We start from the raw sequence: 14,633 nt of genomic DNA on the forward strand, positions 1-14,633 counted from the left end.
TAAGGCCGTCGGCCCGAGAGGGCCGTCGGCCGCAGTTTCGCAACTACATAAAACCGGAGCGCAAGTGCGTTCCGGAAGTAACAAATGAACCCGAGTGACCTAATCTTAAAAGGAGAATGAATCATGACCAAGCAACCCAACATTCTGATGATCGTGACCGATCAGGAATATTCACACCAGCCCATGCCGGCGGAATTAGCCTTGCCCAGCCGGGACCGCATTCGCGCCCGGGGAGTCACGTTCAACCACCACCACTGCACCACCACCGTGTGCACGCCTTCCCGCTCGGTAATCTACACCGGCAGGCATGCACCGCATACTCGGATGTTCGACAACACCAATTTCGCCTGGATTGATGACATGAAGGCCGATCCGAAAAACTTGCCCACCATCGGCCATATGCTGCGTGATCTGGGCTACCACACCGTCTTCAAGGGCAAGTGGCACCTCTCGGAGTTTCCAGCGAAGGGTTCCCGTGAAGCGATGGAGCCCTACGGCTTCTCCGAGTATCAGGATTGGGGTGATGTGCAAGGCGGGCCGAGGGATGGAGTTTTAAAGGATCCGAAGATCGCGGATGAGGCCGTCGGCTGGCTGTCGAAGCGTGCTTCCGAAGTCGCCGCCACCAAACCCTGGTTCATGACCGTGAACTTCGTCAACCCCCACGATGTGATGTTTTTCGACACCGACGGCGAAGAGACGGTCCAGTCCAAGTCAATGTTCCCGATCTTTGACGCGCCCGATACGCCGCTCTACCGCCAGAAATGGCAGACGACATTGCCGGCCTCCTTCTTTGACGACCTGAAGAAGCAGCCAGCGGCAGTCCGCAGTTACATGCACCTGTGCGACATCTATTATGGACGGATACCGATGGAGCGCCGGGACATGTGGCACAATCATGTCAACTACTACCTCAACTGCCATCTCGACGTGGACCGGTCCATCGGAGCGGTGCTGGATGCGCTGGAAGCGAGCGGCCAGGCGGACAACACGATCGTCATATTCACGGCGGATCACGGCGAGCAGGGCGGCGCCCATCACCTGCGCCAGAAGGGCAGCGTGGCGTTTCAGGAGACCGTCAACGTGCCGCTGGTGATCGCCGATCCGCGCCACCCCGGCGGAAACCGGACGGATGCAGTGGGATCGCATCTCGATCTGGTGCCCACGATCCTGGCGTTTGCCGGCCTGTCGGAGGACGAGCGGCGGAAGCGCTACCCGCTCCTGAAGGGCCATGACCTCTCGGGTGTGGTGCGCGATCCCGCTTCCGTCGGGCCCCGCGGCAGCAGTGCCAAACCCGGCAAGGGGAGCCTGATGACCTACGATATGATCGCCACCATCGACGCGGAATGGTTTAGCCGCAACGCGACCAAGGTGTTTGACTCCGCCGCCCACCAGGCCGGCCAGGAGTTTCATCGCGGCATGGAGGCGTTCAAAGGCCTCGTCAAGGAGATTGGCGTGCCGAACCTCGAGAAGCGGGAGTTGTTCCGCGGCGTTTTTGACGGCCGCTACAAACTGGTCCGTTACTTCGGTATGGGGCACTACAACCTGCCGGCATCGGCCAAGCAGCTTCTGGCCGACAACGATGTCGCCCTCTACGACCTGCAGTCGGATCCGGAGGAAATGGATAACCTGGCCAACCCGGCCCATCCCAAGTACGACGAAGCCTTGCTGTCGGCCATGAACCAGAAACTCAATGCGCTGATTGCTGAGGAGATTGGGCAGGACAAAGCCATGTTCACCTCGCCGGAAAAGGCTTCGCAGAAGTGCTAAAGAAGTAAATGAAAGGGCGATACTATGAAGCGACATGAATGGAAGCTGCTCGTGCCGGTTTTGATGGCGGCGACAGGCGTAGCCGCCATGGCGCAGGAGGCGGGACCGGACCCGGCGGAGGAACTGGCCAAGAAGCTGGCAAACCCTGTCGCCGCGTTGATCAGTGTGCCGTTTCAGTACAATTACGACGAGAACTACGGGCCGGATGACAAAGGCTCCGTCAGCCGGCTCAATATTCAGCCGGTTATTCCGCTTACCCTGAATGATGAATGGAATCTAATCACGCGTACTATTGTACCACTGATGGATCAGCAGGACATTCCGGTTGCAGGGCAGGATGCCTCGGGTCTTGGTGACATCACTGCCAGCCAGTTCTTCTCCCCGAAGGCGCCCACCGCAGGGGGCTGGATATGGGGCGTGGGTCCCGTCGAGCTGTTGCCGACGGCGACTGACGAACTACTTGGCGGTGAAAAATGGGGGGTGGGACCGACGGCGGTGGCGTTGAAGCAGGTGGGGCCTTGGACATTCGGCGTGCTCGCCAATCACATTTGGTCTGTCGCCGGAGAGGATGAGAGGGCTGATGTGAATATGACCTTCCTGCAGCCGTTCATCAGCTACATTACAAAGACCAAGACCACGCTCGGTTTGAACACTGAGTCAGCTTACGACTGGGAAAACGAGGCCTGGTCCGTCCCGGTGAATGCGACAGTATCGCAATTGTTCAAGATCGGGGCCCAGATCATGCAGCTCTCTCTGGGCGCGCGATACTGGGTCGATTCGCCGGATAATGGGCCGGAGGGGTGGGGCGCACGGGCGCAGTTGACGTTCTTATTTCCGAAATGAAGTTAAACGCTGCCCGCGCGGCTTGAGATCGGTCAAATGAAGAAAGGTATTGAGGGGATGAAAGCAGATATAAATATGCAGGAATTTTCCCTCTTCGGAGGGCCTTTGCAGCGGCTGGGCCGCCGCCTGGGCCTGGTACGGGGAAGTAACTCGTTTGGGTTGGGCGTGGCCCTTGGCCTGCTGGCGTGGGGCGTTATTGCACTACTTGTACTTTTACAGGGTCTGGGGGACAGAGCGTTTTCTTTGAACGTGATCGGCATTCATATCCGGTTCCTGGTGGCCATCCCTTTGTTTTTCCTGTGCGAAACATGGGTGGCGCCCCGGATGGCGGAATTTACCCGTGACATCGTGCGATCTGGCGTGGTCCCGGAATCAGAACGTTTGGCGTTGGATGGAGCCATCCGGCGTGTCGGGCGCATGAGAGATCCGTGGGTAATGGAGATTTGTTTCCTGGTGGTGGTGGTGGTCTTTGCCCTGATCACTCCATTCTTGAATCTTCCGGGGAAAACAGGGAACTGGGAGATGCTCATGGCTGAGACCGGGGGGCGAGTGAGTCCGGTGCTTGGTTGGTATATGTGGTTCTGCATACCGCTTTTCAGGTTTCTGATGCTCCGCTGGTTGTGGCATCTCGGGCTCTGGTGCTATTTCCTTTGGAAGGTGAAGAGTCTTGACCTTCATCTTGTCCCAACCCATCCCGACGGTGCGGCTGGGCTGGGATATCTGGAGATTGTTCAAGAGCATTTCGGGGCGCTGGCTTTTGCTATTTCGGCCGTAATGGCCGCCTCCTTTGCGGAAGACATCGTTTCCGGAAGGATGAATTTTGAAACCCTGTACCTGCTAATTCCGATGGTTCTCGTTCTGGTACTGGGGTTGTTTATCGGGCCGCTTCTTGTTTTCATCCCGAAACTCTGGGAATGCCGGATTACAGGATGGAGCGAGTACATGGGCATGGCATTCCGTTATGTGAGCGCGTTTGACAAAAAGTGGATCCGGGATGAGGCCGCGACCGGAGAATCCCAGCTGGGTACGGGGGATTTGCAGTCACTTGCTGATTTGAACAATAGCGTCTCGATTGTGCGCGGCATGCGCTGTGTGCCCGCCAGCCCCAGACTCGCAAACGTATTGGCAGTTTGTGCGATCATCCCGCTAGTACCCCTGATTTTCCTGAAGTATCCGCTGGCTGATCTTATGGCGAAGATGTTTCAGACACTGACGGGGTTGTAGAAGGGAAGAGGGAGGTGGGGCGGGGGGGCTGACCTGGCGTGAGAGGCGCTCCCGCGCGGGTGCGAGGGAAATGATGTGGATGGTGAACTGTGACCATGGAGTAAAGCATGAAAGAGATTGTCAGAAGGATGCTGTGGATAGGTGCCGCCAGCGTTTTGTGGGTGGGAGGTTCAGGCTGTCAGTCGATGATGGGGCCGGCGTCAGCCAGCTTTGCCTCGGTGACAATCGGGGGGTACGAGCCGCGGGAGGTCATCGCGACCACGATTAAGGTTTTTGAGAGTCATGGCTACAAGACGATTGTGACGGGTGAAAACTTGATATTTGAACGGGAAGGGAGTCAGTGGGATCAGACGGCCTATGCCATAGGCGGGAGTCCAGTGGTGAATCGGGTCAGGGCCCAGGTGGTTGATTTGGGCGGCGCGGCCTGTCGGGTGCAGTGTACCGCGTATATTGTAAGGGATCCGGGCACCTCGTATGAGGATGCGATACGATTGCAGAGTCCTAGAAGTGGCCCGTATCGTGAGATGATGAATGAAGTGATGCGGCGAATGACGGACGTGACCATCGTCAAGCCATGATGGTCAGAGTGGTAAACAAAACAGTAAAGGAAAGGGGTTGTAAGATGAAGACGTTTCAATATAGCCGAAAGTTTCAAGTGAGTGCAGCATTGGGAATTGTGGTGATCGCCGGGCTGGTGAGTGGATGCGGGTCGACAATGCAGGCGCGAAAGGCGACCCCCTCCGGGTTTTTGGGGGATTACTCGCAACTGACCAAGGGTGCTGAAGGCGAGTCCCTTCTGAGGTATGTAAACCCGAAGGTGAATTTCGCGAAATACGACAAGATCCTTATGATGCCGGTGCAAGTCTACGCGGGTAAAGACAGTAAGATTGCCAAGATCCCCCGGGAAGATTTGCAGAGTTTAGTGAACTATCTGGATGCCACCATGCGGGAGCACTTGAAGGCCGATTATACCTTCGTGGACGTGCCGGGACCTGGCGTGATGAAACTTCAACTCGCCATTACAGAGGCGCGTGGTTCCATGGTCGTTTTAGACGTCGTTTCGTCGATCGCTCCTCCCGGTGCCGCCCTCAGTGCGCTGAAGCAATTGGCCACCGGATCGCCTTCGGCGACGGGATCGGTGGGCGGGGAGTGCCAGGCCGTGGATTCGGTGAGCGGGGAACGCTTGTTTGCCGCCGTAGATGCGCGGGTCGGCCAGAAATATACGGGTAAGTTCGACAAGTTCAATAAGTGGCGTGCGTCACAGGGCGCTTTTGACTTCTGGGCGGAACAAGTGCAGCAAGAGTTGCGCGAACATCGGAAGCAAGGCGCGCGTTGACCGGTGATCCGGGAATGGTAATGGGATGAGCGAATTGGCGTGGTGTGCCTCATGAGTGTGAGGCACGCCTCGAACGAGTACAGTAAGTAAAGAAAGGAAAAGGCAGTATGAAGGCAAAAACAGTTGGAATGATGACGGCGGTGTTACTGGTGGGGTTATCTTCAGGATATGCGGCCGAACCGGAAGGCTGGAAATTCGAGGTTACTCCTTATGCGTGGTTGGCCGGGATGGAAGGCGACGTGACCGTGAACGGGCATAAGGCGGAGTTTGACAAGTCGTTTACCGACCTGATCGACGCGGTGGGTATGGCCGGGTCACTGCTGGGTACGGTACAGTATGACCGGTATCTGTTATGGGGCCAGGTGGACTACTTCTCGATGAGCACCGATAATATGGACGCGGACAGCCAGCCCAAGGGCGGATCGCTCGATACGAAGATGCTCCTTGGCGAAGTAGCCGCGGGTTATCAGGTGGATGGCTGGATGGAAGGCCAGACGTTTGATCTGTTAGTCGGCGTACGTGAACTCCACATGGAGACCGACCTCACGATCAATCACAAGGGATCCTTCAGCAAGGACAACGACATTGTGGATCCGATCTTCCTTGTCCGTCCGAGCATTCCGATCTTCCCGTCGAAAATCAACGGGTTAAGATTCAACCCGACGCTCGGGATTGGCGCCGGTGGTGATTCGGATCTGGTCTATGAATTGCAGCCGCAATTCCAGTACCAGATTACCCCGAATATTGCCGCGCGACTTGGGTATCGCCGTGTTGGTTACAAGTTCAAGGGAAATCACAACTCGGACAACGAGATGAATATCGCCCTGGCCGGTGTAATCGCCGGTATTGGCGTGACGTTCTAAATCTTTGGGAAGGGGGTGCCCCGGGCCGTTGGCTGGTGCACCTCCTTGTTTTGTATAGTTGAAAACCCACAGGATGTTACTTTATGAAAAAAGTCGATGCTCGAAATATCTGCATACTGGTTTTGGCATGCGGGTTGGCCGTGGCGCCTGCGTGGGCTGATGTATTAGAGCTGAAAGACGGCCGGGTCCTTACAGGTAAGTATGTTGGCGGCACGGCTGGCTCAATCCGATTCGAGACCGCAGGCAATGTACAGGTGGTGGAAATTGGCAAGGTCTTGGCGTTGACTTTTACCGAGGTCGTTGCCCAGGCGCCGGTCCCTGCGACACCTGCTCCTGCGGAAAAAAGTGAGGCGGCACCCACTCCTGCGGCCGCGTCAGATACCGTGACTGTGCCCGTACGCACCGTGCTCCTTGTGCGAATGATTGACGGCGTGTCATCGAAGAGTCCGCAAGGCAAACGCTTTGCCTCTGTGCTCGAGACGGATCTGGTCGTGAACAATATCATGGTCGCCAAGGCGGGCACCAAGGTTTATGGCTGCGTTGAAAAGGCAAGTCAGGCCGGGCGGTTTGCCGGTAAGAGTGTGTTGGACCTGCGTCTGAGTGAATTGACCGTGGGTGGAAAGCTCGTGCCGATCATTACTGGACCCTTCGCACAGACGGGCTCCCAGTCATTGGGCAAGACCGCGAAAGGTGCCCTTGCGGGGGCGGCCATCGGTGCGCTTTCCGGCGGTAGCGACAGCGCGGGTAAAGGCGCCGCGATTGGAGCGCTCGCTTCCGGGTTGAAGCCGGGCCAGCCCATTGTTGTGTCACCGGGTACACTGCTTGAATTTGAGATCCAGCAAACTGTCACCCTTAACATCACGCCCTGATACGGGAGGTAAATTATGCATTTGAAATTTTTAAAAGCGGGCTTTTCTGTTCATGTTGCCAGCGCGTTGTTTATTACAGGCGTAATGGCGGTTGTATCCGTGCCCCGTGTGGGCGCCCAGAGTGTCATGGATGAAATAGCAGTCATGAGGGAGTCGCTCAAACTGGATCGAACGGCGGTTGTTGCGGAAGCGATGCAGCTAACCGAGGCGGAAGGTACGGCTTTCTGGCCCCTCTACCGCGAATACCGGGCGGCCATGGATGGAACCCATGACGGTTTGGTCAAGCTGGTTCTGGAATATGCGGATACGTATCCGATCGTGCCGCAGAAAAAGGCTGAACAGATGTTTAAGGACTACGTCGCTCTTGAAAGGGAGTATACGGATACCAAGGTGAAATACCTGAAGAAACTTGCCAAGACGATACCCGCCGCGAAGGCGCTCCGGTTGGCTCAAATTGAGAATCGCCTCGATTTGGTGATGCGTGTGCAACTGGCGGGAATCCTGCCCTTGGTTCCGGCAAAGGAAAAAATCAGCGGGCAGTAGGCAGGGGGCAGAAGAGGCAGGTTCGATCCCGGTACCCTGTTTAGCAATCTAATGATCTGCACATTGAACAATTTTGTTTGGATAACGTTGGTTTTATCCTGTCTGGCAGGAGTGGGAGCGTTCGCCGTAGAGGTTCCCGAAGCCCTGCCCGTTTTGACCAACTCAATCGAACAGGCGCAAACCGCGCCCCGATTCGGTGACAACCTGATCTGGGGCTTGAAGTGGGAAAACGGCCTGCAATATGAACTGGGCGGAAGCGGGCGGGTGAGCCGCTTGAAGGAGCGTCATCCGGACAGTGACGTGGAGGTCTGGCACGGGAAAATTGGTTTTAAGGGCCAATATGACGCAGCGGCTTACCATACTGACAAAGGAATGGAGGACATCTCTGACGACGATGGTATCCGTCGAGCCAGGCTGTATACCAGTGGAGGGTTCTTTTTCGGCGTACCTATTTCCTACAAGGCGGAGGCCGAAATGGCCGATGATCAATTCTATATTCGCGAAGCGTATTTGTGGTTATGGGATATCCCCTTCGCCAAAACGGTGAAGGTGGGTCATTTTAAGGCGCCGATGACGATGGAAGGCTATGCCGGCAGCGGGGATACGCTTTTCCTGGAGCGGGCCTCTCCCGTGGAAGCATTTGGGCCGGGAATCATGTATGGGCTTCAGGCGGGAGGAATGGCCAAGGAAAGAGATTCGACTTGGGCCCTTGGGTGGTTCGCAGATGGGGGGCAAAACGACATTGCCGAGTCGTCCAAGAGCCCTACACGTGCCATTGGGCGCGTGACCTGGCTGCCGTGGGTTGAGGAGCAAAACGGGGAGACCAAGCTGCTCCATCTGGGGACCAGTGCACAGGTTCTCTACTCGGTCGATAAAAATATCCGGTATCGATCCAGGCCGGAAAGTTATTTTGCGCCCCGGTTGGTGGATACAGGGGAACTCAATGCTGAGGAGTCAACGTCCGTTGGGATGGAGTGTGCATGGGTTGATGGCCCGTGGTGTTTGCAGTCAGAGTTGCTGGATGCACGTGTGAGCCAGCAGAGTGATGGCCTCAATTTCTGGGGCGGATATGTGGCCGGAAGTTGGATCTTTACCGGGGAAAGCCACCTCTATAACAGAACGCTCGGGTGTCTGGTCAAGCCGACGCCGAAAGCCCCGTTTTCGTTTCGTGAGCGGCAATTTGGCGCCTGGGAAGTGGTCTCGCGTTTCTCGTACCTGGATCTGAACGATGCTGCCGTGCAGGGAGGGGTGATGAATATCACAACTTTCGGGGTGAATGGATATCTGACCTCCCGGCTGAAGGTCATGTTGGATTACGCTTTTGGCCGGGTGGCGGAAAGCGAACAGGATGGCGGGCTGAGAATTTTAGAAGGCCGGGTTCAGTACGAGTTTTGATGTTGAGTTGGCGGTGCAGTCAGTAGAAGGCCGTGGAAAAGCGAAAGATGTGTGAGCATGAAAGTCAGTGAACAAAATGACAAGGCATTGTGGCGGCGGGTTATGGCGAGATTCTTTTTAATCCTGGTGCTCGCCCCGTTTGTCGTGTGGAGCTTGTTGGTGTTTGTGTTTGGCAGTTGGCCGGGGGTGATAGGCATGGCCTTGGCGGGACTGGTTGCCGCGGGAAGTGTGGCGTCGCTATTTCTGTTTTCCACTCGCCGCGCCCTGTTGGCTGTTGGCGGTCTTTTCGCCTTCTCCCTGGTCTGCTTTTTTCTCATGCGTCCGTCCAACAACCGGCCATGGTTGCCGGACGTGGAGCGAGCGCCTTATGCGGATATCAGCGGTGATAAGGTGGTGTTGCACAATGTCCGGAACTGCGCCTATCTTAATGAAACAAACTTCATGGTACAGTATGAAACGCGCACGTATGACCTGTCCCGCTTGAAAAGTGTCGATATCATGTTTTCCGACTGGGGTCTGAAATACATTGCGCACACGATGCTGAGTTTCGGGTTTGAAGGGGGCGACTACCTTTGTGTCTCCATCGAGACGCGCAAGGAAATCGGCGAGAACTACTCCGCGCTTAAGGGGTTTTTCCGGCAATATGAATTGATGTATATTGCCGCAGACGAGCGCGATGTAGTTGGGCTGCGGACAAATTTCCGCGAGGGCGAGGATGTCTACCTGTATCGCGTGAGGGTTGTGAATCGCAGCCAGATTCGCGCGGCATTCCTGGATTATATGAACCGCATGAATGAGCTGCACGAGAAGGCGGAGTGGTACAACGCGCTCACTGATAATTGCATGACGAGTGGATTCCGCATCCTTAAAAAACACGCGGCGAATGGCCGGGCGGATCTGCACTGGTCGGTTATCCTGAATGGGTTCGCGGCTGACCATGCCTATACCACGGGGGCACTTGACACGTCGTTGCCGTTTGAAGAATTGAAGCGGCGGAGCCGGATCAATGACCGCGCACGAGCGGCGGGAAGTTCTCCGGATTTTTCCGCGCAAATTCGCGAGGGCATGCCGGGTATGGAGTGGAATCCGGGAAAAGGACAATAATATGAAAGCATCACAACTTGGAAAACGATGGTTAGCCTGCCTGGCAGGGCTGGTTCTTTTAATGGCTGGCGGCTGTGCGACACCGGTTGGTGTGACTTCGTTGGGACGGAATGACGCGTATGATCAGATTGACCGGAGCGCGCTCAATTCGTCGGATTACACCACGGCAACGGCCGCGGTTCTGCATCGCCATAACTTGGAGGCGCTTCAGGCTAAGTCATCTGCCCGCTGCCTGATCCAATTGCATCAGATCGCGGTCAACGACTCTCGCCGAGATACGCTTTTTGCGTTATCAGAACTCTCGTTCCTGCTGGGCAAGGAGGATCGCACCATCAAGGTGTCGGGACGGGTTTTGAAACCGGAGAACTTCTTCGCCGCATCGGCGGTTTACGCCTACCTGTTTCTTTTAGGGAGGGGGGAGGAAGCGCCACCTGATGCCTACGACCGCCGATACCGCCTGGCTTGCGATTTCTATAACCGGAGTCTCGGTATTATCATTGCTCTCCGCGAAGGCAAGAGCGGTTCCGGAGATCATGAATGGCTTTTGCCGGTGGGCAGCATCGTGATTCGCCGTGGGACGGGTTCTGATTTTGATTTGCCCTTGAGGGAAAATGAAACCTATGTGTCGGCGGATCGTTTTCAGATTCATGGACTTTCGGTTCGCAATCGTAATGCGGGATTGGGTTCACCTATCGTGATCGTAAGCCCAAAGACCGTGGATACGACCGTTTCTAAAAGCTCGTCGGCCACAGTGTTTCTGCGCATAGAGGGGACTCTGGCTGATATGGAGGCGGGGAAACTTCGGGGGAAGGTGGAGCTTTTTTCTGCTTTTGTCCGTGACCATGTTGACGTGGATGGCACCCGGGTTCCCCTCGAACAGGACCTGACCACGCAAATTGCCTATACCCTGAACAATCCGGCCTACTGGCAAATTGAGAAGCTGTTATTCCGCCTTGGCAAAGCGCCGATCGCGCCCGGCATTTATCCCGTGCAACCTTATCAGGCAGGGAAGATTCCCGTTTTATTTGTACATGGCACTATGAGTAGTCCTGTCTGGTGGGCCGAAATGTGGAACACCCTGATGGGTGATCCGAAACTGCGCGAAAAATATCAATTCTGGTTCTATCTATACGACAGTGCCAAACCTGTCGGGCAATCTGCCGTACATCTCCGGGATTCCATCGAATCCCTGGTCAAAACATTGGACCCTGAGGGTAAAGACCCGATGCTCCGGCAGATGGTCGTCATCGGCCATAGTCAAGGTGGGTTGCTGACGAAGTTGACGGCTACGCACACGGGTGAGGCGCTGGTTCAGGCGGTGACAGGCAAGTTACTGGCTGATCTCAAGCTCTCGCCTGGCGAAGAAAAAATGGTGCGCCAGCTTACGGTCTTTGAACCCCTGCCGGAGGTCAAGCGAGTGATCTTTATCTCCACCCCGCACCGGGGAAGTTATCAGGCTGGAGATTTTGTCAGGAAGTTGGCGCGTCGTTTCCTGGATTTACCCAAGCAAGCGTTGGAAACCACTTCCGAGATGTTGAAGCTGGTTAAAAAAGTCTCCCCCGATGCGAAGCTGGCCTCGACGAGTCTCGATACCATGGCGACGGACAATTCCGCAATATTGGCATTGGCCGAAATTCCCGTTTCACCTTCTATCAAAGCCCATTCCATTATTGCGGTTAAGGGGGATGCCATTCCTCCTGCCGGCGGGGATGGGGTAGTAAAATACACTAGTGCGCATATAGCAGGTGTCGAGTCTGAACTGATCGTGCGCAGCGGGCACAGTTGTCAGGGAACCCCGGTGGCCATTGAAGAGGTCCGGCGGATTTTGCTTAAGCACGTCGGGGAAGTTGAAAGCGGAAGGGTGTCATCCTCCCAACCTGCCCCGTGACTGCGATAAAAATCGGGATTCGATAATGGCGTTGGCTACATGAATTCTTGTATTCAAAGGACTTAAGTGACAGGAGTAACCCTACTATGGTAGACATGTATTAACAGCAAAGGAGAGCGTGTCGTGAAAAAAAAGGCATTAGTTTTATTGGCCTTGGTTGGCCTTGCTGGGACGGCCCGTGCGGACAGTGGCTGGGGGGTTGGCGGATCCTATTGGGCCCCCGACAAACTGGATGCGGCGGGAGGCATCGGGGCTAAAATTTCATTGGAAATCGCGCCCCATGCCGTGCTCGATCTTGGCAGCACCTGGTTCGAATCGTTCGAGGATAAATCGGGAAATTCCACCACGTCGCTGGACATCATTCCGCTGGATATCGGGTTGAGTTTTGTTACCGGCACGAGACCGGTCGACGTGTACGTGAAGGGCGGTTACACCTATTACAACATTGATGGGTCGATCTATACGGACGGACGGAAGCAAGATGTGAGCTTTGGCGATTCAAGCGGGTTTTATGCCGGCATCGGGCTCGAAGTACCGTTGAGCGAGCATCCGGATGTCACAGGGGCCACCCGGATCACCTTTTTGGTGGAAGGCCTTTACCGGTATATTTCGATAGATGAAATCGCCACCCGGGGCGATAGTTACGTGGGCGGCGCGGTGGGTGGCCCCTGCGTCAATGCCGGCTTCATGCTCCGCTGGTGAGGTGGGTATCGATTCGGGCCGGGAATGATTCATTATGAGCGAAGGCAATGAGAATACGAAGACACCGCTGAACCCAAAGGTTCCAGTGCGGTCAAAATTTGAGCAGAGCCTGGGGTGGATCATTTTGGCGCTGCTCTTGGGCAGTTGCCTGCTGGTGTTGCGGCCCTTTGTTTCGTCCTTGCTGTGGGCGGTGGTGTTGACGATCTCGAGCTGGCCGCTGCATCGCCGGCTGGTCAACCTCCTCGGTGGACGGCGCACCCTCGCCGCATCGCTCATGGCATTGGCTATGATCTGCGTCATCCTGCTCCCTTTCGTCGTGGTCGGGGCCACCCTGGCGGACAGTGTCCAGGAACTGGCGGCGGTCACACATCGCTGGATGGAGGCCGGTCCGCCGGCCCCACCAGAGTGGCTGGCCAAGGTGCCGGGCATCGGGCATCAGGCGGATGAGTACTGGCGGACGGTGGCGGCAGATACCTCCAAGTTGATTGAACCGGCTAAACAGCTGATCGAGCCGGTGAGCGGATGGTTGATCACGGGCGGGGTGGTGCTGGGGCTCGGGGTTTTTGAACTGGCCCTGAGTATTTTGATCGCCTTCTTCCTTTTCCGTGATGGCGGCAGGTTGGGGGAACAGTTGAACGCGACCGTTACGCGGATCGCCGGTCAGCGGGGGAATCATCTCCTTGAAGTCGCCGTCAACACGGTGCGGGGGGTGGTCTATGGAATTTTGGGTACGGCGCTGGCGCAGGCCGTGATGGCGGGAATTGGCTTTGCCATCGCAGGGGTCCCGGGCGCGGCGATGCTCACGCTGTTGACCTTTTTCCTGTCGGTCGTGCCGATCGGGCCGCCCTTGATCTGGATCCCGGCCTCGTTATGGCTGTTTTACCAGGGGGCCTCGGGTTGGGGCATCTTCATGCTGATCTGGGGCACGGGGGTGAGCAGCTTGGATAATTTCGTTAAACCTTGGCTCATCAGCCAGGGCAGCGACATGCCGTTCCTGTTGATCTTCTTTGGCTGTATTGGCGGTGCGTTGGCCTTTGGGTTTATCGGCGTCTTTCTCGGGCCGACCCTTTTGGCGGTGGGCTACCGGTTGGTGCTGGAATGGAACACCATCCCACTTGAGACACCGATGGCCGGCATTCCGGCGGCGGAGATCCAGTCGGATAGTCAGTATGAAAAATAATATAACAGGTAATCCTGATCTGAAACAGCCCCTCCAATCCAAGGTGGCGTTCGACGTCCCCGGCGAACGATTCCACATACTTGCCTCCAAGCCGCCGCCGGGACGTCGGCTGCCACCAACGGGGAGACGTACTTGTCGTCAAGCCGCCACCGAGGACTCTACTATGTAGCGAAGGTCGGCTACTTCGAAGAGTAGTAACGTCGGCGGCCACCAAGGGGAAGACGAGCGAAAATGCCCGTGCATACGTGTGTGCGGGTCTTCCAGCTCCGGCTACCATGCCGGAAGCGGACCGCGAAATCGTGGCTGGTGTCTTGGTTGAAAGGCCCGCATACGTGTACGCCCACGGGCCTTTCGGGTTGGCTTTCTGTCCTGCTATCGTTTTCCGATGTAATGTGCTCAAACCTATAAACATTGTTTGAGCATCATGTGGCGACACCGGCGGTAGCGTCGTCGCGGTCGGGGGGCGGCTCGGGCGCTTGAGGCCGGTGTTAACGGTTCCTCGGTGATCGTGGGTTCGGGTCCCGAATTGGCGACCGTTATCGGGGTAACCAAACGGTCGGTGGAGCGGAGCATCCAGAAACTGCAAAAGCAGGGGCGCTTGCGCCGCGTTGGCCCTGACAAGGGCGGGCATTGGGAGGTGGATCAATAATTATGGCGGATATTACGGTGGCCATGGTGGAAGTTAATCTCATGTCTCCTTGATTGACGTTCATCAGGTGTGGCATCTTGTTGGCAGAAAACATGTTGATAAGGCGAGGCCATCATGATTGCTCGAGAATTTAAGGAAGGCGAGACGCCATACTGTTGCTGGGACAGGAACCTTACGGCGGGGCAGGTTAGCCAGCAACTGGGAAAAATCTAATTGAGATGGCTGAGTCGGCGTTTCCTCAATAATCTTTATCCTTTTGTGATCTTCGCA

General features: G+C 56.1%; 13 protein-coding genes. All 13 read left to right on the forward strand.

The genetic code is table 11. The features are described from left to right. Positions 1-123 precede the first annotated feature (123 nt). The 13 genes from WCS52_09855 to WCS52_09915 all read left to right on the forward strand — a co-directional run bounded on the left by WCS52_09855 (position 124) and on the right by WCS52_09915 (position 13,714). A complete protein-coding gene (locus tag WCS52_09855; protein ID MEI6167487.1) occupies positions 124-1,767 on the forward strand; it encodes a sulfatase-like hydrolase/transferase in 1,644 nt (547 codons plus the stop codon). Positions 1,768-1,830: 63 nt separating this feature from the next. Further along, complete coding sequence (locus tag WCS52_09860) at positions 1,831-2,610, forward strand: transporter (GenBank protein MEI6167488.1); 780 nt, start codon at positions 1,831-1,833, stop codon at positions 2,608-2,610. Between the two features lie 57 nt (positions 2,611-2,667). Continuing rightward, positions 2,668-3,834, forward strand: coding sequence for a hypothetical protein (locus WCS52_09865; GenBank protein ID MEI6167489.1), 1,167 nt, complete (start codon positions 2,668-2,670; stop codon positions 3,832-3,834). A gap of 107 nt (positions 3,835-3,941) precedes the next feature. Further along, positions 3,942-4,412 carry a hypothetical protein gene (locus tag WCS52_09870; GenBank protein ID MEI6167490.1) on the forward strand — a complete coding sequence of 157 codons (471 nt, stop codon included), beginning with the start codon at positions 3,942-3,944 and terminating at the stop codon, positions 4,410-4,412. Between the two features lie 44 nt (positions 4,413-4,456). Beyond that, positions 4,457-5,170: a DUF3313 domain-containing protein gene (locus WCS52_09875; GenBank protein MEI6167491.1), complete on the forward strand. Its 714-nt coding sequence runs from the start codon at positions 4,457-4,459 to the stop codon at positions 5,168-5,170. Between the two features lie 107 nt (positions 5,171-5,277). Next, positions 5,278-6,033: a hypothetical protein gene (locus WCS52_09880; GenBank protein ID MEI6167492.1), complete on the forward strand. Its 756-nt coding sequence runs from the start codon at positions 5,278-5,280 to the stop codon at positions 6,031-6,033. A gap of 83 nt (positions 6,034-6,116) precedes the next feature. Further along, a complete protein-coding gene (locus WCS52_09885) occupies positions 6,117-6,902 on the forward strand; it encodes a hypothetical protein (GenBank protein ID MEI6167493.1) in 786 nt (261 codons plus the stop codon). Positions 6,903-6,917: 15 nt separating this feature from the next. Next, a complete protein-coding gene (locus WCS52_09890) occupies positions 6,918-7,445 on the forward strand; it encodes a hypothetical protein (GenBank protein MEI6167494.1) in 528 nt (175 codons plus the stop codon). A 63-nt stretch (positions 7,446-7,508) separates the two neighbouring features. Further along, on the forward strand, positions 7,509-8,840 hold the full coding sequence (locus tag WCS52_09895; protein MEI6167495.1) for a porin: 1,332 nt from the start codon (positions 7,509-7,511) through the stop codon (positions 8,838-8,840). A 57-nt stretch (positions 8,841-8,897) separates the two neighbouring features. Continuing rightward, positions 8,898-9,944 (forward strand): DUF4105 domain-containing protein, encoded by a 1,047-nt coding sequence (locus tag WCS52_09900; protein ID MEI6167496.1) that lies wholly within the window; start codon positions 8,898-8,900, stop codon positions 9,942-9,944. Position 9,945: 1 nt separating this feature from the next. Beyond that, a complete protein-coding gene (locus tag WCS52_09905) occupies positions 9,946-11,832 on the forward strand; it encodes an alpha/beta hydrolase (GenBank protein ID MEI6167497.1) in 1,887 nt (628 codons plus the stop codon). A 123-nt stretch (positions 11,833-11,955) separates the two neighbouring features. Further along, positions 11,956-12,534 (forward strand): outer membrane beta-barrel protein, encoded by a 579-nt coding sequence (locus WCS52_09910; protein ID MEI6167498.1) that lies wholly within the window; start codon positions 11,956-11,958, stop codon positions 12,532-12,534. Between the two features lie 34 nt (positions 12,535-12,568). Next, positions 12,569-13,714, forward strand: coding sequence for an AI-2E family transporter (locus WCS52_09915; GenBank protein MEI6167499.1), 1,146 nt, complete (start codon positions 12,569-12,571; stop codon positions 13,712-13,714). The last annotated feature ends 919 nt before the right edge of the window (positions 13,715-14,633 follow it).

Source organism: bacterium (genome assembly GCA_037128595.1).
Lineage (GTDB): Bacteria > Verrucomicrobiota > Kiritimatiellia > CAIKKV01 > CAITUY01 > JAABPW01.

Coding starts and splice junctions, on each gene's coding strand:
- WCS52_09865 (MEI6167489.1), top strand. CDS start 2,668: ATGAAAGCAGATATAAATATGCAGGAATTTTCCCTCTTCGGAGGGCCT.
- WCS52_09880 (MEI6167492.1), top strand. CDS start 5,278: ATGAAGGCAAAAACAGTTGGAATGATGACGGCGGTGTTACTGGTGGGG.
- WCS52_09855 (MEI6167487.1), top strand. CDS start 124: ATGACCAAGCAACCCAACATTCTGATGATCGTGACCGATCAGGAATAT.
- WCS52_09860 (MEI6167488.1), top strand. CDS start 1,831: ATGGCGGCGACAGGCGTAGCCGCCATGGCGCAGGAGGCGGGACCGGAC.
- WCS52_09905 (MEI6167497.1), top strand. CDS start 9,946: ATGAAAGCATCACAACTTGGAAAACGATGGTTAGCCTGCCTGGCAGGG.
- WCS52_09875 (MEI6167491.1), top strand. CDS start 4,457: ATGAAGACGTTTCAATATAGCCGAAAGTTTCAAGTGAGTGCAGCATTG.
- WCS52_09900 (MEI6167496.1), top strand. CDS start 8,898: ATGAAAGTCAGTGAACAAAATGACAAGGCATTGTGGCGGCGGGTTATG.
- WCS52_09885 (MEI6167493.1), top strand. CDS start 6,117: ATGAAAAAAGTCGATGCTCGAAATATCTGCATACTGGTTTTGGCATGC.
- WCS52_09890 (MEI6167494.1), top strand. CDS start 6,918: ATGCATTTGAAATTTTTAAAAGCGGGCTTTTCTGTTCATGTTGCCAGC.
- WCS52_09870 (MEI6167490.1), top strand. CDS start 3,942: ATGAAAGAGATTGTCAGAAGGATGCTGTGGATAGGTGCCGCCAGCGTT.
- WCS52_09915 (MEI6167499.1), top strand. CDS start 12,569: ATGAGCGAAGGCAATGAGAATACGAAGACACCGCTGAACCCAAAGGTT.